Source organism: Spirillospora sp. NPDC048824, from assembly GCF_043198455.1.
Taxonomy (GTDB): Bacteria; Actinomycetota; Actinomycetes; order Streptosporangiales; family Streptosporangiaceae; genus Spirillospora.
In genome coordinates this window covers 1-23,846 of record NZ_JBICUS010000017.1, presented here as the reverse complement: position 1 = coordinate 23,846, position 23,846 = coordinate 1, and the positions used below count along the sequence as shown (strand labels likewise).

Genomic DNA, 23,846 nt, shown 5'->3' with positions numbered 1-23,846 from the left:
GGGTCACGGTGCCTTCGGGGACAGGAGCGCCTTGAGGTGGCCACCGCGGCCGGCGGCCAGATCGGCGAACAGCCCGGGGCCCTCGGACAGCGGGAAACGGCCGGTGATCATGAGTGCGGGGTCGAGGACGCCGCCGGACATCAGGTCGACGACCCGGCCGACGTCGAAGTTGTAGCCGAGGCTTCCGGCCAGGGTGCGCTCGTAGAACGTCAGAGCGGTCAGGTCGAGCTGTGCCGGGCGGTCGCCGATGCCCGCCAGGACGATCCGGCCGCCGCGGCGGGCCGACGACACCGCCGCCGCGGCGAGGCCGGGGAGGCCGGTGGCCTCCACGACCACGTCGGGGCCGACCTTGCCGGTCCGCAGGTAGACCTCGCGGCGCACGTCGGAGGCGTCCGGGTCGTACGCCTCGGTCACGAGGCCGGCGATCCGCTCCCGGCGCGCGGGCTCCGGCTCGCTGACGTAGACGCCGGCCGCGCCGGCGGTCTTCGCCGCCAGCACCACGGCGACGCCGATCGGGCCGGCGCCGAGCACCAGCACGTGGTCGCCGGGGCCGACGCCGCCGCGCCGCACCGCGTGCAGGCCCACCGCCAGCGGCTCGGCCAGCGCGGCGAGGTCGTCAGGGACGCCGTCCGGCAGCCGGACGAGCCCGGCGGCGGGGACGGTGACCCGCTCGGCGAAACCGCCGGGGGAGGCCAGGCCGACCGACCCGCCCTTGGGGCAGATGTGGTACTCGCCGCGGCGGCACCAGCGGCACTCGCCGCACCGCCAGCAGGGGTCCACGGCCACCCGGTCGCCGACCTCGACGCCGGGGGCGGGACCGCCGAGGGCCAGCACCGTCCCGCTCATCTCGTGGCCGAGCGCGAGCGGCGGGCGGTGCCCGGTCAGCGGATGCGGGCCGGGACGGATCATGTGCGGACCGGAGGCGTACTCGTGCACGTCGGTGCCGCAGACACCGCAGTAGGCCACCTCGATCAGCGCCTCACCGGGCCCTGGCGGCTCAGGCTCCGGAACGTCCTCCAGGCGCAGGTCGCGTGGTCCATGCCAGCGCAGGGCTCTCATGGCACCTCACAGATAGTTTCATGTACCGATCGGTCAATGAAATCCCCGCGGTCGATCAACTGTCAAGGCCAGGGCGGAGATCGAGACTCCCTCCGCGACACTCCGCGGAGTCCGTCCGAGGGCTTGTCAAGGTCGTCCGTGCCGTTTAGGGTGCCGTTCACGCGGTTTTATATACCGGTCGGACTGATTAACGGGCCGGCCGATCGGACGATTCCGGAGGAGAGGCCCGGCGATGTACAGCCTCGCGAGTGTTCTCGACCAGCACGCCCAGCGGCGGCCCGGCAAGACCGTCGTCGTGCACGGCGACCGGCGGCTCACCAACCGGGACCTCCAGGCGCGCGTCGACGCGCTCGCGCACGGTCTGCTCGACCTCGGCATCGGCCGCGGCGACGTGATCGGGCTGCTGCTCTACAACCACGCCGAGTTCCTGGAGGCGGTCTTCGCGGCCAACCGGATCGGCGCGGTGTTCCTGCCGCTCAACTACCGGCTCGCCCCCGCGGAATGGGAGTACATCCTCGGCCACGCGGGCGCCCGCGCGCTCATCACCGAGAGCGAGTTCGGCGCGGCCGCCGAGAACCTCGCGCTTCCCGAACTGCGCCACCGCATCACCCTCGACGGGGCCGCCGGCCCGTCCTGGACCCGCCTGCCCGACCTCGTCGAGGCGAACCTCGGCCGCGGCGTCCCGCCGGTCGACACGGGCGAGGGAGAACTGCAGCGGCTCATGTACACCTCGGGGACGACCTCACGGCCCAAGGGCGTCAAGATCACCAATGGCAACGTGATCTACAAGAACCTCGGGCAGATCATCCACCTCGGCCTCACGCACGCCGACATCACGCTCGTCTGCGGCCCGCTGTACCACGTCGGCGCGCTCGACCTTCCCGCGCTCGCGACCTGGCACGCCGGCGGAAGCCTCGTCGTCCAGCGGAAGTTCGACGCGGACGAGGTGCTGCGCGCGATCGAGCGCGAGCGGATCACGAACGTCTGGCTCGCCCCCGCCATGATGAACGCGGTGCTCGGGTCGGCGGAACTCGGCCGCCGGGACACCTCGTCCGTGCGGTTCATCGTGGGCGGCGGGGAGAAGATGCCCGAACCGCTGGTCCGCCGCATCCTGGAGGGATTCCCGAACGCCTGGTTCGCCGACGCCTACGGCCTCACCGAGACCGTGTCCGGCGACACGTTCCTGGACCGGGAGCACACCCTCGCCAAGCTCGGCTCCGTCGGCCGTCCGATCCCGCATGTCCGGGTGCGCGTGGTCGGCGAGGACGACCGGGACGTGCCCGCCGGAACCCTCGGCGAGATCGTCCTGCGCGGCCCCAAAGTGTGCGCCGGGTACTGGCGGGACGAGGCCGCCACCGAGCGGGCCTTCCGCGGCGGCTGGTTCCACACCGGCGACGTCGGGCGGCTCGACGAGGACGGCTTCCTCTACGTCGAGGACCGCAAGAAGGACATGATCGTCTCGGGTGGGGAGAACATCGCCACCCCCGAGGTCGAGCGTGTCCTCTACGAGCACCCGGCCGTACTGGAGGCCGCCGTGGTCGGCCTGCCCCACGAGCGCTGGGGCGAGGTGCCGCGGGCGTTCGTCGTTCCCCGGCCGGGCGAGACGGTGACGGCGGAGGAGATCCAGGACTTCTGCCGTGCCCGGCTGGCCCGGTTCAAAGTCCCCGCCCGGGTCGAGCTCATCGGCGAACTGCCCCGCACGCCGTCCGGCAAGGTGCTCAAGCGGCTGCTCCGCGACCGCCCCGCCACGGCCGCCCCGTGACCGTCACCGACCCGCGGAAGGACGCCATGACCGGCTCCCGCCCCGACCTTCTCGAACTGCACCGCAGGATGCGGCGGATCAGGCGCTTCGAGGAGCGCGCCGCCGAGCTGTACCGGCGGTCGGAGGTGCCCGGGTTCGTCCACCTGTCGATCGGGCAGGAGGCGAGCGCCGTGGGCGCGTGCGCCCCCCTCGACGAGCGCGACGTCATCACCTCCACGCACCGGGGCCACGGCCACTGCCTGGCGCGGGGCCTGGACACGGAGTCGATGTTCGCCGAGCTCATGGGCCGGGAGACCGGCGCCTGCCACGGCCGCGGCGGCTCGATGCACATCGCCGACCCCCGGCACGGCATCTTCGGCGCCAACGGCATCGTCGGCGCCGGGCTGCCGATCGCGGTCGGCGCCGCCACGGCCGCGTCCATGCGCCGCACCGGAGGCGTCGTCGTCGCCTTCTTCGGGGACGGCGCCGTCGCGCAGGGCATGTTCCACGAGGCGGTGAACCTCGCCGCCGTCCAGGACCTGCCGGTGGTGTTCATGTGCGAGAACAACCACTACGCCGAGTTCTCCAGCGCCGCCGACCAGCACCGGGCGCCGCTGTCGGCCCGCGCCGCCGGCTACGGCATCGGCTACGAGCACGTGGACGGCAACGACGTCGCGGCCGTGACCGACGTCGTGGCGTCGGTGGTGGAGCGGCTGCGCAGCGGGTCGGGGCCCGTCCTGGTGGAGGCGGAGACCTACCGCTGGCACGGCCACTACGAAGGCGACCCCGAGCGGTACCGGTCACCGTCGGAGCTGGAGGACTGGAAGAAGCGCGACCCGCTGCTGGTGTCCCGCCGGCGGCTCACCGCGGCCGGTGCGGAGGGCGCCGCGATCGACGCCGTCGAGGCCGAGGTGGAGGCCGAGATCGAGGCGGCGGTCGAAGCCGCCCGTGCCGCCCCCGCTCCCGCCCCGTCCAGCCTCTTCGACCATGTCTCGGCGCCCCGCCCGAGCCTGCCCGAGCCACCCGAGCCGGCCGGTGCGGACTTCCGCATGATGGACGCGGTCAAGTCCGCCCTCGAACACGAACTGGCGGCCGACCCCGACGTGTTCGTCGCGGGCATCGACGTGGGCGCGGGCGGCAACGTCTTCGGGCTGACACGCGGGCTGGCCGAGCGCTTCCCCGGCCGCGTCCGGGACATGCCGATCTCGGAGACCGCGATCGTCGGGACCGCGGTCGGGGCCGCGATGGCCGGCATGCGGCCGATCGTGGAGATCATGTACATGGACTTCATCGGCGTCTGCTTCGACCAGTTGCTCAACCAGGCCGCCAAACTGCGGTTCATGACCGGCGGCCGGGCGAGCCTGCCGCTCGTCGTCCGCACCCAGTTCGGCGCCGGACGCTCCTCCGGCAGCCAGCACTCGCAGAGCCTGGAGGCCCTCCTCGCGCACGTGCCGGGTCTCACGGTCGTCATGCCGTCGACGCCGGCCGACACCTACGGACTGCTCCGCGCCGCCGTCCGCGACCCGAACCCCGTCGTCTTCGTGGAGAACCGGCTGCAGTACGGGAGCAAGGGGCCGCGCCCGCCCGCCGAACACCTCGTCCCCATCGGGAAGGCGAAAGTGGTCCGGGAGGGCAAGAACCTCACCCTCGTCTCGTACTCGCGGATGGTGCACGACTGCCTCGCCGCGGCCGACGCCGTCGCCGCCGAGGGCATCGACGTCGAGGTCATCGACCTGCGCACGATCACGCCCCTCGACCGGGAGACGGTGCTGGCCTCGCTCGCCAAGACGAACCGCCTCGTGATCGCCCACGAGGCCGTCCGGGACTTCGGTGTCGGCGCGGAACTCGTGGCGATGGCGGCCAACGAGGGCTTCTGGCACCTGGACGCACCGGTCGTCCGGGTCGCGCCGCCGCCGATGCCCGCCCCCTACGCCCCGTCGCTCGAACGGCTCTGGCTGCCGGACGCCGACACCATCGCGACGACCCTGCGCCGGGTCGCGGCGGTCTGACCCGCCATGCCCCGCCCCGTCGCGGGCCTGCCCGTCACGGGCCGGCCTCCTCCGCCTCCAGTGGGTCCAGAACGAGTTCCGGGTGCTGTTCGCGGAATTTCAGCACCCGCTCCTCCAGGTCGTCCGCCGGGCCGTGCACCGCCCGGAAACCGGTGAACAGCGTCGCGCAGTACTCGCGCGACAGATATCCCGCGTCCCACCTGCCCTCGGGCCTGACCCACTGGTAGGTGTGGTTGTGCATATTGAGAAACTGCAGCATCGCCAGCCGGGGATTCATCTCCCGGAATTCTCCGGAATCCATGGCCTCGGCCAGCAGATTGCTGATTATCCCCTCGAACTCGCCGCGCTGCCGCAGCAGCCGGGTCCGGTTATCGCCGCCTAGCATCCGGTAGTCGTGCTCGTAAACCCAGATATGGTCGAGCCGGCGCAGGATGATGGACAGCAGCGCCTCCGACAGCAGCCTGAGCCGCAGCACGGCGTCCACCTCCAGGCGGGCGACCCGGCGTGCCGTCCGCAGCAGCGGCCGCATCACCCTGGACTGGATCTCGACCAGCAGGTTCTCCTTCGACCCGATGTAGTAGTAAAGCGCGCCCTTGGTCAGGCCGGCCGCGCCGCCGATCTCATTGATCCCCGTCGCCGCGTACCCCTTCCGGGCGAACAGTTCGGCCGCCCGGTCAATGATCTCCTGGCGTTTGATCTCATATCCCGGGCCATGGCCTGGAGGGCGGGGCATCGCGTTCCCAGTTTCTCGCTAGGCGGTGACGAGATGATTCGCAGTCTCGTTTCTCAAGAGAACACGATAATACCCGTTGCCGCTCATTGCCGGAATGACGGCCGGCCGCCCGGACCGACCGCGTCCGCGATGACCGGACCGCGTGATCACCCTGGGTGTCCTAGTGGCTCTGCCAGACCAGCCGGACCCGGTCGAAGCGCCGCGCCTCAAGGTCCTCGCACATGATCATCCAGTAGAGCCGCCCGCCGTCGCCCCACTCCATGCCCGCGCCCTCGTCACCCGCGATCTGCGCCAGCAGCATCCACCGGCGCGCCTCGTCCCACAACCGCTCGTCGTCGTCCAGGTTCCCGACGACGCTCCCGGCGATCTCCAGGGCGACCGGATGCTGGATGTGCTGAGGTCTTCCGCCCACCTGATGACCGGCCTCGCCCTGGTCCTCGTCGAAGAGCACGTACTCGAAGTGCTTGACGCCGTCGAGGTCGTCCGGCGTCAGCCCCAGCGGCTTCCACACCTCCGAGTCCATGAGGCGGACCGGGTCCATCCCCGTCACTTGACGCAACGGCACGTGCCGGTACGGGGACAGCGGCTCCGGTGTGCGGCGCGGTTCACCCTCTGTACCGTCCGGAACGTACAGGACCCGCGCGCCTGCACAGGTCTCCGGATCGTCCGTGTTCACGTATGAGCTGAAGTTATGGGCCTGCGGGTCGAAATAGAAGAAGAGCAGCTTCCCGTCCTTGGGGAGCCCGACACCGGGCAGCCCGGCACAGTCCAGCGAGGCGACGAACGAGAGCGGGCCGTGCCCTTCCCAGTGCGGCCATTCGACGGAACCCGGCAACAGCGGCTCGCCACCGAGCGCGCCGACGGTCTCGTCCCCCGCGCCCGCCGCGAACAGGCGATACCCGTCGGGCTCGGCAAGATGGATCCAACGCTCGGCGAGATCCTCGGGGAGCCCGGCACGGACGAGTTCGGCGAATCGCGACATCGCGAGCATGACGGGCATGCTGCCAGAGGCCACGGACGAAAACGACACAGCGTCCAGAACCCGGCCACGGCCCTCGGCTACGCGTCCGTGGGGACGATGGCGTGGTCGACGAGGTTGAAGACCGTGAGAGGGTCGCGTCCGCCGAACAGCAATGAGATCACGATCGCGGCCATCGCTTCGAGGTGGAGACTTTGCCGCAGGTCACCGATCGGCAGTGGTTCACCACCGATGTCGGCGATCAGTTGGCGCGTCGCATCCAGAGCCGCCGGGTGGTCACCGCAGTAGGGAACGACCAGACGGCGATCGTCGAACAGCGGCGGCTCCATCTGCCAGACGCGCGCGTGGCAGAGGTTGAACGCCTTGACCACGTGTCCGCCGGTCGCCCGCTCGATGTCCTGCGCCATCGACCGGCCGGGTTCTGCGACCAGAGTGAATCCCTCGATCTCGACGGGGTTGAGTCAGCCGATACTCCACACCCGCGGGTGCGGTGGCCAGGACCCGCCGCTCCACGATGTTGTTGCGCTCCAGCTTGCGCAGTGTCTGGGTCAGCATCTTCTTGCTGATCCCGCCGATTCGTTCCCGCAGTTCGCCATGGCGGTGCGGACCACCTCCCAGCCCGAACACCACGACGACCGACCAGGTGTCGGCCACCAGGTCCAGCGTGGTGCGGGCGGGGCAGTCGGCGAGGAACACATCGTGGTCACTCATACAGCGCCGATCCCCGCGTCCTCCGACGTCGCGGAGCGAATGGCTCACGCCGAGGATCTGCTCTCACCAAGTGCCGCATGCCTCAATCATGCGCCTTCCGTGGCAGTTCTCCATCGTCAATCCCCTGAAGCGTGGAGACGCGCACGTCCGGTGCTGCTCAGCGGCCCAGGTCGCGGCGGGCGAGCCGCCAGGCGCCTGCGGCGATCAGGATGATCGCGGCTGCGGCCAGGACGGTTGCGTCGCCGAGGTGGAGGCCGTTCTTGAGGGGCTCGCCGCCGATGTAGTAGTGGTACGGGGTCAGGTGGCGGAGCCGGTCGGCGCCTATCTGGGGGGCGAAGCCGTTCAGGGCGTAGGCGGCGACGCCGAGACCGGCGGTGATGCCGAAGACGGTGGGACGGCTCTTGCCGGTCGCGGCGCCAAGGCCGGTGGCCAGCGCGCCGAACAGGATCGTCAGCAGGGCCAGGTTGACCGCCTGTGCGGTGAAGCCGGCGAGGCTGATGGTGTCGAGTTCGGCGGTCGAGCGGATGGCGAGCATGGCGGCCAGGACGGTCACCGCGATCGCCAGGGCGCCGGCGGCCAGGGCGGCGAAGCGGTGCAGCAGCAGGCGGGTGCGGCCGATGGGGTGGGCCAGGAGCAGGTCGAGGTAGCCGGATTCCTCGTCGGCGGAGATCATGCGGGCGCCGGTGGCGGCGCCGTAGAAGGTGGCCAGCAGCGGGACCAGTAGTCCGAACACCGCGCCTTGGAGGTAGCCGGCCGCGTCAGTGGCGTCGTCGAAGCCGAAGCCCCGCATCGCTTCGGGCACGCCGGCCAGGGAGTCGGCGGTGATCTGGGGGTAGAAGCTGCCGTACATCATCGCCAGGAGGCCGGTGGCGACGGCCCAGACGGTGAAGATGCGCCGGTTGTCGTACAGGGTCCTGGTGAACATCGAGCCGCTGAAGGCGCGGGCGGGTCCGGACGCTCCGGGGATCGTGGTGGTGGCCGCGGGGCCGGTGGTGGTCATGGTGCCGCCGTTCGTGATCGTGTCGGGTGGGGGGAGGGGTCAGGCGGCGGCGCCCCTGCCGGGCTCGTCGGTCTGGCCGGTGTAGTAGCTGTGGAAGAGCTCTTCCAGGTCCTGGGTGTCGGCGTGCAGGCCGGTGACGGTGTGCCGGGCGGCGGCCTTGATCAGGGGATCGGGGCTGCCCTCGACCCGGCAGGTCAGGGTGGCGCCGTCGGCGGCCAGGTCGGTGACGCCGGGCAGGCCGGCGAACTCCTCCACCGGCACGGGGGCGGCGAAAGTGATCCGCACCTGGAGGAAGGAGCGGGCGCGCAGGTCGGCGACGGTGTCCATGGCGACCAGGCGGCCTTCGCGGATGATGGCGACGCGGTCGGCGACCGCTTCGACCTCGCTCATGATGTGGCTGGACATGAACACCGTTTGGCCGTTGGTCCGGGCCTCGGCGACCATGTCCAGGAACATCTGCCGGATCAGGGGGTCCAGGCCGGAGGTGGGCTCGTCCAGAATCAGCAGTTCGGGCTGGTGCATGAACGCCTGCACCAGGCCGACCTTCTGCCGGTTCCCCTTGGACAGGGTCTTGATCCGCGCGTCCAGGTCCAGTTCCAGCCGGTCGGCCAGTGCGGCGATCCGGTGCGCCGGGACGCCCCCGCGCAGGCCCGCCAGGAACGTCAGGCACTCACCGGCCTTCTGCCGGCCGTCGACGACGAAGTCGCCGGCCAGGTAGCCGATGCGGCGGTGCAGCCGCACCGCGTCGCCGCGGGGGTCCAGTCCGAGGACGCGGGCGGTTCCGGAGGTGGGGCGGATCAGGTCGAGCATCATCCGGATGGTGGTGGACTTGCCCGCCCCGTTGGGGCCCAGGTAGCCGAACACCTCGCCTGCCCGCACCTGCAGGGACAGGTCGGCCAGGCCGCGGCGGGTGCCGTAGGTCTTGGTGAGGTGGTCGATGTCGATCGCTGCGACGCTCATGCCGGGAGACGCTATCAGAGTCTTCAAAGATTTTTGAAGACTCTGAGCTGTTAAGATCTCGTCAGGCGATTTTCAGGAGGGGGACCTTGGCGGACACTACCGAGGCTGCCGAGCATCTGGCGCTGGTGCTGGCCCAGGGCGGGCTGCAGAAGGCGACCGCGCGGGTGCTGGCGGCGTTCATGTTCGCCGACGAGGACAGTGTCACCGCCCCGGATCTGGCCGAGCGGCTGGGGATCAGCTCTGGCAGCGTGTCGGGGGCGATCAAGATGCTGTCCACCGTCGGGCTGATCGAGCGGGCCCCCGCGCCGGGCAGCCGCCGCGAGCACTACCGGGTGCGCGAGGGCGCCTGGGCCACGTTGATGTCGGCCCAGAACGGCCTGGTGCAGGCGATGTTCGAGTCCGCCGACCGGGGCATCGAGGCCGCCGGGCCCGACAGCCCCGCCGCCCGGCGGCTGGACGAGATGCGCGACTTCTACGGCTTCATGTTCCGCGAAATGCCCGCCCTGATCGAGCGCTGGCGGACCGGACGCGACCGCCGCTCCGGTACCTGACCACGGGCGCCTGAACACGGGGTCGCCCGACCACTGGGGCACCTGAACACGTGCCGCCTAAGCACGGGGACGCCGCGGTCGCGGGTAGGCGTCCACCGGAGCCGGGGACGCCGGTCATGGGTCGAGTGGGACCGAACCCGCCCCGTTCCGCTGCGCCCCGGGCGCGATGTGCTCTAATGCGGATCGACCTCGGGAGGGCGACCCTGTTTCGGCGCAGGACTCAGCCAATGCGCGTGCGGCCGTGGGGGACGGTGCTGCTGGAACGCTTCCAGCACCCGGCCCAGATCGTGGTCACCGGGTTCGCGGCCACGATCGCGATCGGGACGCTGCTGCTGTGGCTCCCCGCGGCCACGCACGAGCCCGGTTCGGCCCGGCCACTGGACGCGCTGTTCACCGCCACATCGGCGGTGTGCGTGACCGGACTGGTCACCGTCGACACCGCGGGCCACTGGACGACGTTCGGCGAGGTCGTCATCCTGTGCCTGATCCAGATCGGCGGGCTCGGGCTGATGACGCTGGCCACCCTGTTCGCGATCGTCCTGTCGCGCCGGCTCGGGCTGCGTGCGCGGCTCGCCGCGCAGGCCGAGACCAAAACCCTGCGGATGACCGACCTCCGCCGGGTGATCAGGCAGGTGGTGCTGTTCACTCTGGCCTGCGAGACGATCGCGGCCGCGGTGCTGTGCGGGCGGTTCGCTCTGGGGTACGGCGTGCCGTTCGGCCGCGCCGCCTACCTGGGCGTCTTCCATTCGGTGTCGGCGTTCAACAATGCCGGGTTCGCGCTCTGGCCGGACAGCCTGGTCCGGTTCGCCGACGACCCGTGGATCAGCCTGACCATCTGCGCCGCGGTCATCATCGGCGGGCTCGGGTTCCCCGTGGTGTTCGAGCTGGCCCGCGGCTGGCGTTACCCGCGCACCTGGTCGATCCTCACCCGAATCACCGTCGGCACCTCGGCGGTGCTGCTGGTCGGCGGCACCCTGGTACTGACCGCGGCCGAATGGACCAACCCCGCCACTCTCGGCGCCCTGCCCGGGCAGTCGCGGGTGCTGGCCGGGTTCACCGCCGCGGTGATGCCGCGCACCGCAGGGTTCAACAACCTCGACATCGCCGCGATGCGTCCCGAAAGCTGGCTGGCCACCGACGTCCTGATGTTCATCGGCGGTGGCAGCGCCGGCACCGCCGGCGGCATCAAGGTCACCACCTTCGGCCTGCTGGCCTTCGTGCTGTGGTCCGAAATGCGTGGCGAACCCCGCGTCAACATCGGCCACCGCCGGCTGCCCGACTCCACCCAGCGCCAGACCATCGCGATCGTGCTGCTCAGCCTCGGCGTGGTCACCACCGCCACCCTCACCCTGCTGGCCATGACCGACCATCCGCTGGACCGGGTGCTGTTCGAGGCGGTCTCGGCGTTCGCCACCGTGGGCCTGTCCACCGGCATCACCGCCGACCTGCCCGCCGCCGGCCACCTGGTGCTGATCGCGCTGATGTTCATCGGCCGTATCGGCCCCCTCACCCTCGGCACCGCCCTGGCCCTGCGCGAGCGCACCCTCAGCTACGAACTCCCCGAGGAACGCCCCATCGTGGGTTGACCTTCCGGTTGGGGTCGAGTTCGTTCCACGGGCGTGGTCTAAGCCTCGCTTCTCCTCCACGATCTGCAGTTCCCCGGCCGGGACGGGCGAGACTGGACTATCCGCCGGTGCGGACCCGGCCGATGAGCGCGGCGAGCTTCTCGCGGAGTTCGGTGCAGGGCTCGGCCGCGCGGACGCTCTCCAGCACGTCGACGGCCTCCGGTGGGAACTGCTTTGGGGACCAGCGCTGGAGGGTGAGTACGGCCAGGCTGCGGTAGCCGTGCGCATGGCTCCGCAAGGCGGTGTGGATAATCTCCCAACCGTGGCCGGGATAGGTGCGCAGCCGGCTGAGGACAAGGTCGAGGATCTCTTCGTAGGGATCCGCGTCCCCGGCGGGCTCCGGCGGCCCGGTCATCAACCGCCGCAGCGGCAGCAGCCGTCCGGCGGCGGCGAGCGCCACGTCGATGCCTTCGGCGGTGTTCGTGGCGCCGACCCGCGCGCCGGGGCCGCCGTCCAGGAGCCAGCACAGACATGACGGTTCAGGGGATCGGACTCCAGCCGGCGCAGCAGGTGATCCCGTACGGGTAGACCGGCGTGCCCGGCGACCCAGGCCGCCCTGACGAATTCTCCCGGATCGGCCGCTGCCAGGCTCGTGGTCACGATCGCCTGGGCCGCCGGTGACGACAGAAGGTCCCGGTAGAGGTCACGTACGCGAGACAGTCCTTCGGTGCTCCAGTGGGCGTCCCTGGCGAAAGGGCTGCACAAGAACGCGTACACCGGCACCAGCTGCCCCAGCCGGTTCAGTGTCGGTGGCCGTGCGGCGACATGCCGGGCAAAGTGCTGCACGGCGGCCTCGGCGTCGGGGTATCCGAGGATGCCGAGCGAAGGCCATTCGAGTTCACACAGCGCGTACAGCACCAGTTCGGCGCCGCGCAGGAGATCGTCGTCGACGGTGTCGGCGGCGAGCGTTCCGGCCAGGTCCCCGGTCTCGGCGACGACCTCGGCGAAGTAGACGTCCAGAAAGCCGCCGTCGCAGGCGTCGCGGATCAGCCAGTCCTTGTCGCGCTGCTCCACCTGTGCTCCACGCAGGCCATTGATCGCGTCCACCCGTCCCCAGTCGCTGGTCTGGTGGGCCATTTCCAGCAGCGCTTCGTGCGGGCGCGACTGTGAGGTGGCCAGGGCGTCGGCCGCGCCTCTGGGGTGGCTCAGCGAGGCGAGGGTGAGGATGAGGTCGCGGTCGTCGTCGTGCCCGGCCAGGCCCAGCAGGATCAGACCGAGGTCGACCGCGCTGACATGGGTACCGGTCCCGGCCAGCCATCGCCCCAGCAGGCGAAGGCGGTCCGCGGGCACATGATCGAGTTCCCGGATCCCGGCGGCCAGCTTGTCGCGGCTGCCACTGACGTCCAGGGGCCGGATCCGGTCGTCGAGCACCGACAGCAGTTCACGGTCCGGCGGCCAGTGAGTGACCGCCCGGTCCAGCGTCCGGACGAGTTCCGCGATGTCGGCACGGGTCAGATCGCGCCGATGGGGCGCTTCATCCCCGTCCGCCGGCGCGTCCGGCATCGGACGGCCGCCTTGGGGCAGTGGACCGGAGCCGTGCATCCGCCGCAGCCGCTGAGCGTGTTCGTAGTAGGGGAGCCCGTCCCCGACGGGGCCGCCGAACTCCCACTGTCCCGGGCCGCTCATGCGAGCGCGGCCTGGACGTCCCTTCGATAGATCATGGACGAAACGTACACCCTGGGCGCCGAATGGATCAGCGTGACATCACAGACCGGAATGACGGGGAGGCTCGCTACGGTCCGCCACATGGCCATTCGCTGCACTTGAACACTGGCGCCGATCCGTCGCCGAAGAAGCCCGACAGATTGCCTCGGGCGAGCTTGACGCCGGCTGCGCGTCCTCGGCAGAGCTCTTCCCAGAAGCCATGCTGATCCGCACGGACGAGGTCCTTCAGCCCTTCGAGCGCGAGATCGCAACGGTCCCGATTGAGCCGTCCCGCCGCCGGATCAGCCGGTGGGCGAACGGCGGGCCCCATCGGCCGGCCGGCCGGCGAGGCCGAGGACGAGGGCGCGGAGTTCGTCCGTGCGCTCGATGGCGAAGGCAGGTGTGTGCCACCATTCGCGGGCCATGTCCAGGCCAGACCCAAGCGCGATCCGGCCGTTGGCGCCACCAAGCGCGAGTTAAAATCTAGGTAAAATGATCTCGTGGTCCTCATTATTGTTGTTTTGAGCATCCCCGTGCTGGTGCTGGTCCCTCTCGGGTTGTTGGGCCTGGTTGGAGGGCTGCGCGAGCGCGAGCCCAAGGTGGCAATCGGTGGTTTGATCTTCTTGGTTGCCGCTGCGGGATTCGGGTGGGGGATCTCCTTGGTCGTCTCGGTGAATCATGAGATAACTGGCAGCCGGGTGGCCCGCGCCCACGCGGTCAACTGCACCGCCGAGATCCTCGGCGTGCGCGGTGAGCGCGCCCAGATCAACGACACCCGCTTTTACCGCGTCCGTGTGCGGGTGCAGGTTCCCGGAAAGGCCCCTTTCGAGACCGACAGTATCGCCGCAGTGTCGCCGCTACTCGCCGGTGACATCGGTGCGAACCGGTCCGGTTACGCCTGCCTGGCCGATCGCGACGACCTCAAGAAGGTGGAGATCCTCTGGGACCAGCCGATCCGCTGACTGTCCGGACGGGGGCGGTTCTCCTTGTCTCCCCGGGCGCCGGTCACGGATAAAGACGGCTGAACAGCGTCGCGGCAACCGCCGCGAGGACGGCCCCCGCAACGGCGAAGACCCGCGATACCAATGCCGGGGACGTCGATGCCGGCTAGGGCAGGATGTTTGGGTCGGCGGGGGGAGGCCCGTCGCCATGCTGGCGATGATCGCCCACCGTTCGCCCTCGGGACGTCACCGAGCTTGACGGGCCGGGTCGGCGACGCGCCCGCCGCGACGGCGGAACCAGTGGCGGTGGGTGCGGAAGAAGACGATCAGGAAGAGGGCCTGGATGCCGCCCTCGATGAGGATCAGCAGTGCCGAGTCGACGGCGCGGAGCGCGGAGCCACCGGTGAGGCCGTCGGCGACGCCCGTGGCCGCGCGGACGAAGGCCGCGATCACGATGGGTCCGCCGAACAGTGCGAACGAGGTGAGGGTGACGGTGGCTCCGAACACAAGGAAGACCGAGTAGACGCGGGTGGCCAGGCGTTCACGGGGTGACAGGCCGGTCGTCGGGTCATGGGCGGCGCTCTGGCGTCGCAGCACCGCGGCGGTCGACCTGGAGAGCAGGTACTTGGCGTAGGCGAGCCCGTCCTCGAAGAGGTTGCGGGTGCGCAGCAGTTCACGCAGCACGAAGTACAGGTCGGTGCGCATGTAGACCTGGAGTTGGAACGGGATCGTCATCAGGACGGTGACGACCAGCGCCTGCAGGATCGCCTTCGCCGACGACGGCACGCCGGTGTGGGCGACCAGCAGCACCAGCGTCGCCATCAGGAACACGTCCCAGGCGAGCCCGGCGAGGTAGACCCGGTACCGTTTCCGGCGCGGCACCCCCCACACCCCAGTGACGTCGGTCTGCGCCACCAGGTTGTGGAGGCGGGTGCCGAAACCGATGCGTCCCGGCGCGCCCAGCGAGCGTGCCGCCATCAGGTGCGTCATCTCGTGCACGCTGATCGACACCGACATCATCACCGTGTTGACCAGGACGGCGAGCCCGACGTAGTCCGTCCAGAAGAAGTCGGAGTAGGTCGGCAGCAGAGCGGGCCGCAGGGCGAGCGTGACCAGCGCCGCGCCGACCGCCGCCGCCCAGACGACCTTCGCCGGCAGGCCGAACAGCCACGCCACGTTGCGCTCGGTGAGCCGGGTGAAGTGGCTGGGCGGGGCGTCCTCGGCCGGGTCGGGGAGCGGGTCCCCGTCGATGGACCGCACGAACCCGAGGTCGGTGAGGGCCTCGACGAGTTCGGCGAGGTCGACCTCGACCTGGTGTTCGGCGGCGATGCGCGCCTCGGCCGCGTCGACCGTCAGGCCCTCGCGCATCAGGATGATCGCGTCCCCGTACACGGCGGGGAGCTCCGCGAACTCCCCGATCCGCAGGCGTCCGACGACGACCGCGTCGGGGTCGTCGTCGTCCGGACGGACCACAAGCGGGTGGAACTCGACCGTGGTCACGGCGTTCCGCAGGTGGGGCAGTCGTGATCGTGCGGGATGTCGATGAAGTACGAGTGATCCCACATCGCGTAGTTCCAGTGGAAGACCCGGCCGCGTGCCTGGGTGGGCAGCCCCGCGAGGTGGTACAGCACCTCCAGCGCGCACAGGTGCCCGCTGACGTTGGCGCTCGCCGCGATCACCGCGTTCGGGCGTTCCTCGGTGAGGGAACGTCCGTGGGCCTTGAACTCGCGCTGGTCCTCCTGGCGGCGCAGGCACGCCCAGCATCCGGTCTCGCGCGGTACCAGCCCGCCCACCACGGCCATCGGCCCGGTGTAGAAGCTGACGAACCAGGGGGTGCCGGTCCGCAGCGCCGCCTCGTTCGTCCAGAACATGATGTCGGGGTGCGGCTCGTCGGCGCACAGGACGAACAGGTCGCAATCCTCCATCAGCGCGGCGATCCCGTCGGGACCGTCCGCCTTGACGGTGTCACCGGTCACCTTCACCAGGCCGTTCATGGCGCGGAGCCGCTCCACCGCGCGGTCGACCTTGGGCAGGCCGATGTCCTGCTCGGTGTAAAGGAGTTGCCGGGTGAGGTTGGACTCCTCCACCACGTCGAAGTCGGCGACGTGCAGAGCGCCGATCCCGCTGGCCACCAGCCCGGCCGACACCGCCGAACCCGTGCCGCCGAGGCCGAGCAGACAGACCTTCGCGTCCTTGATCTTCGACTGGATCGCGTACGGCGAACTGCGCTGTGCCGTGTCGATCCACGCGAAGAAGTTGCGGGCGGGCTCGTAGCGGACGGCCTCGCGTTCGTCCAGGTTGCCGGGCAGCGGCGCGCCCGCGTCCTCGACGAAACCGCCCTCGATCAGCTCCTGGATCACCTCGCGGGCACTGTCCTCGTCGACGCCCGGGTGGGTCTCGGCGAAGGCGGCGCACACCTGGTCGACCGTGCGGCTGCCGTCCATGAGGGTGATGAGCCGGGCGATCCCGCCGTCCTCACCGTCCTGGATCTCGGCCGCGACGCCCTGCTGCATCAGGCCGATCAGGATGCGGTCGCCGGGCAGGGCCAGGGGTTGGTGGACGCGCTTGATTCGAGGAAGCCGCATGCGAGCCTTCTGGTTGCCGACAGGGGAAGGCCGGCCAGGCCGAGACCTGACCGGCCGGACACTAAGCGGAGGATCAGCCGCCTTCGCGGAGACCGGTCGTCTCGATCTTCTCCAGACGCTTGATCTCCAGCTTGATCTTCTTGACCTTCGGAACCTGCTTCGCCTGCTCCACCTTCTGCATGGGACCTCCTGGCGGATCGAGGTGCAACGCGCCTTGCCGCGCGATGATCTTGATCATAAGCTGAAGATCACCTCTTGAGAAGGTATGCGTCGAGAAAGATTTTCGTCGGGTACGGCGCCGCCGACCCGGCCGGAGCCGATGCGCCCCCGTGCCGCGCGGGGAGTTGACCTCCCGGCGGTGGCTGCTGCCAGAGGTGATCGTGGAGAGGTTGAACGCCTGGCCGTTGAAATGAGAAAAGTGCCTCTGGCTTGGGAGGATCGGGATTGCGAAGTCACGATTCAGCCCATGCCGGAAGGCATTTTCAAATTCAGCACCTGAGAACGCATTAGCCCTGGCCTTGTGGGGAGTTCAGGCCACGAAGACCCGCTGGTAGAGCGCCGACAGGTGGTCGGCGAGTTGCTGGCGGGTCCACTGCCGCTCGTTGAGGAGCAGGTCGATCACGTCGAACGAGCTGAGCGCGAGGAGCATGTCCGCCCCCGTCCCGATCGTCCACTGCGGGGCCAGCCGGCCCTCGTCCGCCAGCAACTCGATGGCTCGCCGGCACCCGCCGTAGCGGGACGCGGTGGCCACCTCCCAGTGCTGGACGGCGTCCGGGTCGTGGCGGGTCGCCTGCTGGATGGCGCGGGCGGTCGGCATGATGCGCGGAAGGAAGTCGGCCGCCATCTGGGCGCGCGCGTCCAGCGCCGCGATCCCGTCTGCCGCCTCCCAAAGGGGCCGGAAGGCGGCGTCATGGTCCTCGACCTCGTTGAGGTAGTCGACCAGCGCTGCCAGGAGGTCGCTGCGTGAGGAGAAATGCAGGTAGATGGCCCGTCGGGAGACTCCGGCGCGTTCGGCCACCGCCGCCATCGTGGCCGCCGCCGGGCCCTGCTGCTCGATCAGCTCCCGGGCGGCCTTGAGCAGTGCTTGGGAGGTTCGGCGGCTGCGTGCGTTCCGTGGGGTCTCGATGGCGGCCATGTCGACAGTCTAGCCAAAACTTCACATGGTGAGTATTTTATGGAGTGCGCAACATGTGAAGTTAGGAGCATCGTGATGTCGGATCTCGCCTCCCGTCGGCTGATCACGGCGGGCGGCGCGGTCGTCGCGGTCTGGGCGGCCGCCAAGGGCGTGGGCCCCGGCCTGAAGCAGCCCGCCAGCGGCTCCGCACGGCCCGGCCGGATCTGGACGGCCGTCGCGACCGCCTGCCTGCTGCTCTCGCTGAGCGGCCCGTTCACCGGACACGGGGTGAGCACAGCCAACTGGCTCGGCCTGGTCCTGCTGCACCTGGCGGTAGGGGCCGTGGTCATCCCTGCCCTGGCCATGACGACCCGTCGCGCCAGCTGAACCACTTGCCGCCCTCTGGGCCGCGAACTTGGAGGTTTTTCATGCCCGTCGGCTATCTGATCCCTGTGGCGCTTGTCGCGCTCGGCACGCTTTTCGCGCTGCGGCCGGTGCCGTTCGAGCGGCCGCTCGGCCGCCCGAGCTACTACTTCGGCCTGGCCGCGAACGAACTGCCGTTCGCGGCCTTCTTCTGGATGCTGCTGCTCCCGACGGCGCTGGCGTTCGCCCAAGGCGACATCGACTCGGCGGGCGGCTGGGCGATCGTCGCCCTGGCCGCCGTGACTACGCCCGGGCTCGTGGTCATCGCCCATCGCGCGCTCGGCGACCGCGCGCGGATCGCCCGCGCCTTGGACCAAGGACTGGGCGCCGGATGGCGTGCCGCCCTCGACGCCGACCTCGCCGAAGGGCTGCGGCGCCGACCGCCGCTGGCCCGCATCCTGTTCCTGCCCATCCTCAAGCGCCGGCCGGATGTGCGGCGCGTGGCCGACCTCGCCTACGGCGACGCCGGCCGCCGCAACCTGCTCGACCTCTACCACCACCGCTCACGCCCGCAAGGCGCGCCCGTCATGATCCACCTGCACGGCGGCCACTACGACAGCGGCCACAAGAACAGCCAGTCGCTTCCCCTGCTCTACCACCTCGCGAGCCAGGGCTGGGTGTGCGTCAGCGCCAACTACCGGCTACGGCCCCAAGTCCAGCACCCCGACCACCTGATCGATCTCAAAAAGATCATCGCCTGGGTGCGCGAGCACGGCCGCGAGTACGGCGCCGACCCCTCCACGCTGTTCGTCGCGGGCAGTTCGGCGGGCGGGCACATGGCGGCGCTGGCCGCGCTCACCCCCAACGACCCCGCCCTCCAGCCGGGCTTCGAAGACGCCGACACCTCCGTGACCGGAGCCGTCTACCTGAACGGCTGGTACGGCCCCTATTTCAACGGGGAGCCCGGGTCCTCGCCCCTCGACCACATCGGACCGGACGCCCCGCCGTTCTTCGTAGCACACGGCGACCTCGACCCGATGGTGCCCGTGACCGACGCGCGGAACTTCACCGACCAGCTACGCCAGGTCTCGAACGCCCCCGTCGTCTACGCCGAACTGCGCGGCGGCAACCACGCCTTCGACCTGTACCACTCCTTCCGCTTCGAGGCGCTCATCGACGCCATCGAGGCATTCACCGTCCAGGTCAGATCGCAGAACAAGGCCCCCCAGCCTTAGAGGCTGTCCGTGCCCTCGTCGGCGGGGGACGGCGCAGTGGCGGGCGCCTCGCCTCGTCGCGATGCCGGTGCACGGGCTTCTGTCTGATCATGGTGTTCCTTTGATGTCGGGCCTTCTCGACGTTGTGGGGCTGATAGTCGAAGCTGGCGGAACGCGGGACGCCTTCAAGTAGCGTCGACAGATGGCTATCCGCACCGTTGAACTGCCGCCGGAGTTGGACGCGGAACTCGTCAAGCTGGCGCTGAGCGCTGGCGTCACGGTTGAGCAACTCATCGTCCAGCTCCTGGAGAGCGGGGTGGCGGCTCGAGCAGCGGCTGTCGGCGAAACCGTCGCCAGGGTCGTCGGGGAAGACCAAGACCTGCTCCGGCGGCTGGCCGACAGCTAACCGGGCATCCGCCGGAGCGGACGGCGGCCCGCGGTCAGGTGTTGACCCAGCCGAAGAAGTGCCAGCCGCCGAAGTCCGCCGCCCGAGCGCTGCTACCCGGTGGCCGCGCCCCTCGTTTCGGCTGCGCGTCGGGTGAGGGTTCGGGTGAGCCGGGATGGGGTGTGTGTGAACCTTTACCAGCGCGGTGCGGGGCGTCGGCGTCAAGATGGCCATCATGGGTCGGGGCAAGGGCTGGTGGACGTGGTTGGCGGTGCTGGCGGCGGTGGCGGGGGTGCTGGTGCTGACCGGGGTGACCTTCGAACCGGTGTTCGACAAGGGCAAGGGCGGAGTGCCGGAGGCGGCGGACCTTGCGCAGTTGACCGGGGGGCTTCTGCTCGCCGCTGCGGTGGCCCTGGTCGGCACGGTGCGGTGGGCTCGGCACCGCACCCGCCGACTCGGCGCCGCCGCACGGGCCGCGGACGTCCTGGCGCAGGCCAAGGAGTTACTGGCCGAGCTGGTGGACCAGCAGTGGAAGAACGAGGCGCGGCTGCGGTCGCTGGACGCCCCCGACCCGATCCCGGTACGGTGGCGGACCCCGGACGCGGCCGAATTGATGGACCATGCCGTCAACATCGACCCGTCCGCCGGAGCGGCCGGTGGGCCGGCGCGGTTGTGGTGGGCAGCATCCAGTGCCGATATCGGCACGCTGGCCGACCGGTTCCGCCGCACCCGGCGGCGCCGGCTGGTGATCCTGGGCGGACCGGGGGCCGGAAAAACCACTCTGGCGGTGCAGCTGCTGTTGCACCTGCTGGCCACCCGCACCGGCGATGAGCCGGTCCCGGTGCTGCTGCCGGTGGCCGGCTGGGACACGCGGCGCCACCCTCGCCTGCAGGAGTGGATCGCCGACCGGCTCACCGGCGACTATCCGGCGCTGCGCTCACCGGAGCTGGGCGCCGAGGTGGCACGGGCCCTGGCCGGTCGCGGGCACATCCTGCCGGTCCTGGACGGGCTGGACGAGCTGCCCCCACCCGCCCAGAAGGCGGTGATCACCGCGCTGAACCGATCCTTGGGCGGGGACGACCAGCTCATCCTCACCAGCCGCACCACTGAGTTCACCGCCGCGGTCACCACCGCCGGGGACGTGATCACCTCCGCCGCCGTCCTTGAATCCCTCCCGCTCACGCCTGCGGCCGCCGCCGACTACCTCACCCGCTGCCTGCCGCCCTCCCCCGGACCGGCCTGGCAGCAGACCCTTACCGCGCTGCGCGCCACACCCCCCGCCGACCAGACCCCACCCGGCCAGGAGGCGGCGCACCGGCCGGCGGCGGCGCTGGCCGACCTCACCGCCACCCCGCTGGGACTGTGGCTGGTCCGCACCGTCTACACCGCACCCGCCGCCGACCCCACCCCACTGACCGACCCCGCCCGCTTCCCCACCCCCACCGCGCTCCAAGCCCACCTGCTCGACCAGCTCATCCCCGCCCTGATCACCACCCGCCCCCCCAGCGACAATCCCGCCGACCCCTTCCGCCCCCGACGCTCCCACGACCCCGCCCAGGTCCGCCACTGGCTGGGATACCTGGCCCACCACCTCACCACCCAACCCGCCACCGGCGGTCACGGCAGCCAGGGCACCCGCGACCTCGCCTGGTGGCGACTGGCCGCCACCACCCACACCTTCGCCCCCACCACACGACTTCGGCTCACCCTCACCACCACCCTCACCACCGGACTCGCGGTCGGGCTCACGTTCGGGCTCATGACCACGGGGGGGCTCTCGAACAGGCTCACGGTCGGGCTCACAGCCGGGCTCACGGCCGTACTCAGTTACGGGCTCGCGTTCGGGCTCACGTTCGGGCTCACGGCACGGTCATGGGCGCAAGATGCACCCGGATACGCCGACCTGCACATCCGCCGACGCTCGGCCGCCCTCGCGCGCGCCCTCGCGGCCAGGCTCCCGCTCGGACTCGCGGTCGGGCTCGCGTTCGGGCTCGCGGTCGGGCTCGCGAGTGGGCTCGTGGAGGGGCTCGCGTACGGGAACTCGAGCGGGCTCGCGGACGGGCTCAGGGAGGTGGTCGTGTATGCAGGGCTCGTGTTCGGACTCCCGCTCACGCTTGCGCTGGGGCTCGTGGCTTGGGCAGCGACACCAGCGCAGACCCACCACGCCACAACACCGATGAGCAGCTGGCGCACCGACCGGAGTCTTAACCTGCTCCGCGTCAGCACCATCACTCTTGCGTTCGGTCTGGCGTTCACACTCGTGGTCGGGCTCTCGGACGGGCCCGTTTTGGGGCTCGTGTTTGGGCTCCCCTTCGGGCTCGCGGCGGGGCTTTCGGGCGGACTCACGGTCGGGCTCGCGTTCGGGAAACACCGAGCCTGGTGGGCCTTCCTGCTCGCCACCTGGAAGGTGGCACGGGCCGGTCACCTGCCACGTCGGCTGATGCCCTTCCTGGACGACTGCCACCGCCTCGGCCTGCTACGCACCGCCGGCCCCTACTACCAGTTCCGCCACGCCGAACTCCACGACCACCTCGCCGCGACCCACCCACCCCCACACAACACCGGCCGACGCCACAACCGCCCCACCTGACCGGCAACACCAACACCGCCCACGCCAAAGACCGCAGGACGACCCCACCGGAAGGCCCGGACGCCCCGCCACCCCCGCCGCACCGGTAGCGCAGTCGGCCGTCCAGCAAGGTGCTCTGCTACCTGGCGGCCAAGGTCACGTTCGGGGGCCCTCAGTTCGTCAGTGGGTTGCGCGCCCGGCAGGATTCGAACCCGCGACCGTCGGATTAGAAGTCCGAAGCTCCACTGCGGCTCCGCACCCTCGTTCACCTGCGCATACTCTCCGGCGGGACGGCGCTCCACACAAGATCATTCCGTACATACTCCGGATCATGCTCGGAGGCCGCTGCTTGCTCCGCGGGAGGCCCGGCGCGGCGTGCGGCCCACAGGTAGATTGGACACCATGACCGCCCAGCCCGAGGAACCGACTGCGCCGCGCGATCCCGGCGAGGATCCGGCTGCGATCTTCGATGCGCTCCCGCAGGCGCATCGTGACCAGTTCCGGGCCGAGTATGACGAGGCGCTCGACGCCGCTCACGACCTGGCGCGCTTCAAGCAGGTCCAAACTCTCCTTCGGCAGTGGCGCCTGCGGGCCATCGCCTACGACCGTCCCGGATACGACGAGGCGGTGCAGGACGCCCTGCAGGGCAGGGAAGACACCTTCGTGCGCTACACGCCGCCGGGCTGGGAAGGCCGGGTGTGACGTACCGCTGGGACGGCTTCCACGGACGCGCGCTGTACGAGCTGAATGGGCTCCCTGACGAAGTCCGCGACGGCCCACTACTTGAGCGACTCCTCGACCTATTGGAAACACCGTGGGACGCGGTACCTGAACGGCCAGGTCAGACAGCCATCCGCCACGCCTTCTTCGGCGCCAACAGTGAGGGCATGCTCACGCTGCTGATCGACGACGAGGCTGAGACGCTGCGCATCATCGACATCCTGTGGATGGGGTAGCGGCGTAGCCGCTGTTCTTCCCCCACCTTCCTCCCCCCGGCCCGACGAGACCTGTACCTAGCGGCGGACGGGTTCTGTCAAGGGTGGCGAAGCCATCACAGCGTGACGCCCGTAGGGCGCCCTTGACGGGTTCCGTCCGCCGACATCATCAACACATCGGGTCGGGGGGAGCCCCGCACTCTTCCAGCCCAAGCGGCAACATTCCGCCACCACGAGTATCCCGCCCGAGGGCGGTCCCCACGGGCCTCGGTCTTCGCCATACTCACACCATGGACACGTATGAAGGTACGGCCCGGCTGGAGTGGTGGGCGAACCGGAACACGTGCCTATGCTCCGTGAACGTGCGCGTCGTCATTGTCAGCGACGATTCTGGATGGCGCGTCTCGGCGACCTTCGTTCCTCCGCTGACCGGCGAAGAGCGGGAAGGCTGGATGTTCTTTGTGGCGCTGTCGCCCTACTGCACCCTGCGGTTCGACGAAGACGAGGATGCGACGATCGACGTGCGCGTCGAGGAACCGAGCGAGGGAGAGCTGACTCTGTCCGCTGTGTGAAGTGGTGGCAGGGCGGCGGCGCGACCCCGCGGTGAGCGGTCGGGCCTGGGCCAGCGGATGCGTCGCGATGCGCGGCCCGGCGCGGCCGTCCGGTGACCGGCGCCCACGCCGCACGCTCCGGGCGGCCTGGCGCGGGGCCGCGCAGCGGCCTGAGCG

The 23,846-nt window shown here is 70.3% G+C and carries 23 protein-coding genes and 1 pseudogene; 12 read left to right on the top strand and 12 right to left on the bottom strand.

Features of this window, described 5'->3' with window-relative positions:
* Positions 1 to 3: 3 nt before the first annotated feature.
* Entirely contained in the window at positions 4 to 1,059 is a 1,056-nt protein-coding gene (locus ACGFIS_RS29060) for an alcohol dehydrogenase catalytic domain-containing protein (protein ID WP_392973197.1), read from the bottom strand.
* 232 nt (positions 1,060 to 1,291) lie between these two features.
* Between ACGFIS_RS29060 and ACGFIS_RS29055 the strand changes: the two genes are divergently transcribed.
* Both ACGFIS_RS29055 and ACGFIS_RS29050 read left to right on the top strand, forming a co-directional pair.
* Positions 1,292 to 2,821, top strand: coding sequence for a long-chain fatty acid--CoA ligase (locus ACGFIS_RS29055; RefSeq protein ID WP_392973195.1), 1,530 nt, complete (start codon positions 1,292 to 1,294; stop codon positions 2,819 to 2,821).
* A 26-nt stretch (positions 2,822 to 2,847) separates the two neighbouring features.
* Positions 2,848 to 4,809, top strand: coding sequence for a pyruvate dehydrogenase complex E1 component subunit beta (locus tag ACGFIS_RS29050; RefSeq protein ID WP_392973193.1), 1,962 nt, complete (start codon positions 2,848 to 2,850; stop codon positions 4,807 to 4,809).
* Positions 4,810 to 4,843: 34 nt separating this feature from the next.
* Here the strand turns inward: ACGFIS_RS29050 and ACGFIS_RS29045 are convergent, their stop codons facing one another.
* The 6 genes and pseudogenes from ACGFIS_RS29045 to ACGFIS_RS29020 form a co-directional block, all read right to left on the bottom strand.
* Complete coding sequence (locus tag ACGFIS_RS29045; protein ID WP_392906307.1) at positions 4,844 to 5,542, bottom strand: TetR family transcriptional regulator; 699 nt, start codon at positions 5,540 to 5,542, stop codon at positions 4,844 to 4,846.
* A 160-nt stretch (positions 5,543 to 5,702) separates the two neighbouring features.
* Positions 5,703 to 6,557 carry a YwqG family protein gene (locus ACGFIS_RS29040; protein ID WP_392906305.1) on the bottom strand — a complete coding sequence of 285 codons (855 nt, stop codon included), beginning with the start codon at positions 6,555 to 6,557 and terminating at the stop codon, positions 5,703 to 5,705.
* A 44-nt stretch (positions 6,558 to 6,601) separates the two neighbouring features.
* The gene (locus tag ACGFIS_RS29035; protein ID WP_392906523.1) at positions 6,602 to 6,928 is read right to left on the bottom strand and encodes a hypothetical protein; all 327 of its coding nucleotides are present in this window, start codon (positions 6,926 to 6,928) and stop codon (positions 6,602 to 6,604) included.
* Between the two features lie 61 nt (positions 6,929 to 6,989).
* Positions 6,990 to 7,232: pseudogene (locus ACGFIS_RS29030) on the bottom strand (winged helix-turn-helix transcriptional regulator); the annotation flags it as partial.
* 157 nt (positions 7,233 to 7,389) lie between these two features.
* Complete coding sequence (locus ACGFIS_RS29025; protein ID WP_392906303.1) at positions 7,390 to 8,232, bottom strand: ABC transporter permease subunit; 843 nt, start codon at positions 8,230 to 8,232, stop codon at positions 7,390 to 7,392.
* Between the two features lie 39 nt (positions 8,233 to 8,271).
* Positions 8,272 to 9,192, bottom strand: coding sequence for an ABC transporter ATP-binding protein (locus tag ACGFIS_RS29020; RefSeq protein ID WP_392906302.1), 921 nt, complete (start codon positions 9,190 to 9,192; stop codon positions 8,272 to 8,274).
* Between the two features lie 86 nt (positions 9,193 to 9,278).
* Here ACGFIS_RS29020 and ACGFIS_RS29015 point away from each other — a divergent pair, with 86 nt between their 5' ends.
* A complete protein-coding gene (locus ACGFIS_RS29015) occupies positions 9,279 to 9,743 on the top strand; it encodes a GbsR/MarR family transcriptional regulator (protein WP_392906300.1) in 465 nt (154 codons plus the stop codon).
* Positions 9,744 to 9,970: 227 nt separating this feature from the next.
* Complete coding sequence (locus ACGFIS_RS29010) at positions 9,971 to 11,329, top strand: TrkH family potassium uptake protein (protein ID WP_392906298.1); 1,359 nt, start codon at positions 9,971 to 9,973, stop codon at positions 11,327 to 11,329.
* Between the two features lie 97 nt (positions 11,330 to 11,426).
* On the opposite strand, the gene ACGFIS_RS29005 is transcribed toward ACGFIS_RS29010, so the two are convergent.
* Positions 11,427 to 11,768 carry a hypothetical protein gene (locus tag ACGFIS_RS29005; RefSeq protein WP_392906296.1) on the bottom strand — a complete coding sequence of 114 codons (342 nt, stop codon included), beginning with the start codon at positions 11,766 to 11,768 and terminating at the stop codon, positions 11,427 to 11,429.
* The gene (locus ACGFIS_RS29000; protein ID WP_392906295.1) at positions 11,723 to 12,994 is read right to left on the bottom strand and encodes a hypothetical protein; all 1,272 of its coding nucleotides are present in this window, start codon (positions 12,992 to 12,994) and stop codon (positions 11,723 to 11,725) included. The genes ACGFIS_RS29005 and ACGFIS_RS29000 overlap by 46 nt, the downstream gene beginning before the upstream one ends.
* Positions 12,995 to 13,512: 518 nt before the next feature.
* Between ACGFIS_RS29000 and ACGFIS_RS28995 the strand changes: the two genes are divergently transcribed.
* Positions 13,513 to 13,974: a hypothetical protein gene (locus tag ACGFIS_RS28995; protein ID WP_392906293.1), complete on the top strand. Its 462-nt coding sequence runs from the start codon at positions 13,513 to 13,515 to the stop codon at positions 13,972 to 13,974.
* 225 nt (positions 13,975 to 14,199) lie between these two features.
* On the opposite strand, the gene ACGFIS_RS28990 is transcribed toward ACGFIS_RS28995, so the two are convergent.
* The 3 genes from ACGFIS_RS28990 to ACGFIS_RS28980 all read right to left on the bottom strand — a co-directional run bounded on the left by ACGFIS_RS28990 (position 14,200) and on the right by ACGFIS_RS28980 (position 17,673).
* Positions 14,200 to 15,453 (bottom strand): hypothetical protein, encoded by a 1,254-nt coding sequence (locus tag ACGFIS_RS28990; protein WP_392906292.1) that lies wholly within the window; start codon positions 15,451 to 15,453, stop codon positions 14,200 to 14,202.
* A complete protein-coding gene (locus tag ACGFIS_RS28985; RefSeq protein WP_392906291.1) occupies positions 15,450 to 16,538 on the bottom strand; it encodes a TOMM precursor leader peptide-binding protein in 1,089 nt (362 codons plus the stop codon). The genes ACGFIS_RS28990 and ACGFIS_RS28985 overlap by 4 nt, the downstream gene beginning before the upstream one ends.
* A 529-nt stretch (positions 16,539 to 17,067) precedes the next feature.
* Entirely contained in the window at positions 17,068 to 17,673 is a 606-nt protein-coding gene (locus ACGFIS_RS28980) for a TetR/AcrR family transcriptional regulator (RefSeq protein WP_392973191.1), read from the bottom strand.
* A 75-nt stretch (positions 17,674 to 17,748) separates the two neighbouring features.
* Here ACGFIS_RS28980 and ACGFIS_RS28975 point away from each other — a divergent pair, with 75 nt between their 5' ends.
* The 7 genes from ACGFIS_RS28975 (at position 17,749) to ACGFIS_RS28945 (ending at position 23,690) form a co-directional block, all read left to right on the top strand.
* Positions 17,749 to 18,039: a DUF6069 family protein gene (locus ACGFIS_RS28975; RefSeq protein WP_392906288.1), complete on the top strand. Its 291-nt coding sequence runs from the start codon at positions 17,749 to 17,751 to the stop codon at positions 18,037 to 18,039.
* 41 nt (positions 18,040 to 18,080) lie between these two features.
* Positions 18,081 to 19,250, top strand: coding sequence for an alpha/beta hydrolase (locus ACGFIS_RS28970; protein ID WP_392906286.1), 1,170 nt, complete (start codon positions 18,081 to 18,083; stop codon positions 19,248 to 19,250).
* Positions 19,251 to 19,431: 181 nt separating this feature from the next.
* Entirely contained in the window at positions 19,432 to 19,635 is a 204-nt protein-coding gene (locus ACGFIS_RS28965) for a hypothetical protein (RefSeq protein ID WP_392906284.1), read from the top strand.
* A gap of 214 nt (positions 19,636 to 19,849) precedes the next feature.
* A complete protein-coding gene (locus ACGFIS_RS28960) occupies positions 19,850 to 22,204 on the top strand; it encodes an NACHT domain-containing protein (protein WP_392973189.1) in 2,355 nt (784 codons plus the stop codon).
* A gap of 381 nt (positions 22,205 to 22,585) precedes the next feature.
* Positions 22,586 to 22,885: a DUF6247 family protein gene (locus ACGFIS_RS28955; RefSeq protein ID WP_392906279.1), complete on the top strand. Its 300-nt coding sequence runs from the start codon at positions 22,586 to 22,588 to the stop codon at positions 22,883 to 22,885.
* Complete coding sequence (locus tag ACGFIS_RS28950; protein ID WP_392906277.1) at positions 22,882 to 23,139, top strand: hypothetical protein; 258 nt, start codon at positions 22,882 to 22,884, stop codon at positions 23,137 to 23,139. The genes ACGFIS_RS28955 and ACGFIS_RS28950 overlap by 4 nt, the downstream gene beginning before the upstream one ends.
* A 269-nt stretch (positions 23,140 to 23,408) precedes the next feature.
* The gene (locus tag ACGFIS_RS28945) at positions 23,409 to 23,690 is read left to right on the top strand and encodes a hypothetical protein (protein ID WP_392906276.1); all 282 of its coding nucleotides are present in this window, start codon (positions 23,409 to 23,411) and stop codon (positions 23,688 to 23,690) included.
* The last annotated feature ends 156 nt before the right edge of the window (positions 23,691 to 23,846 follow it).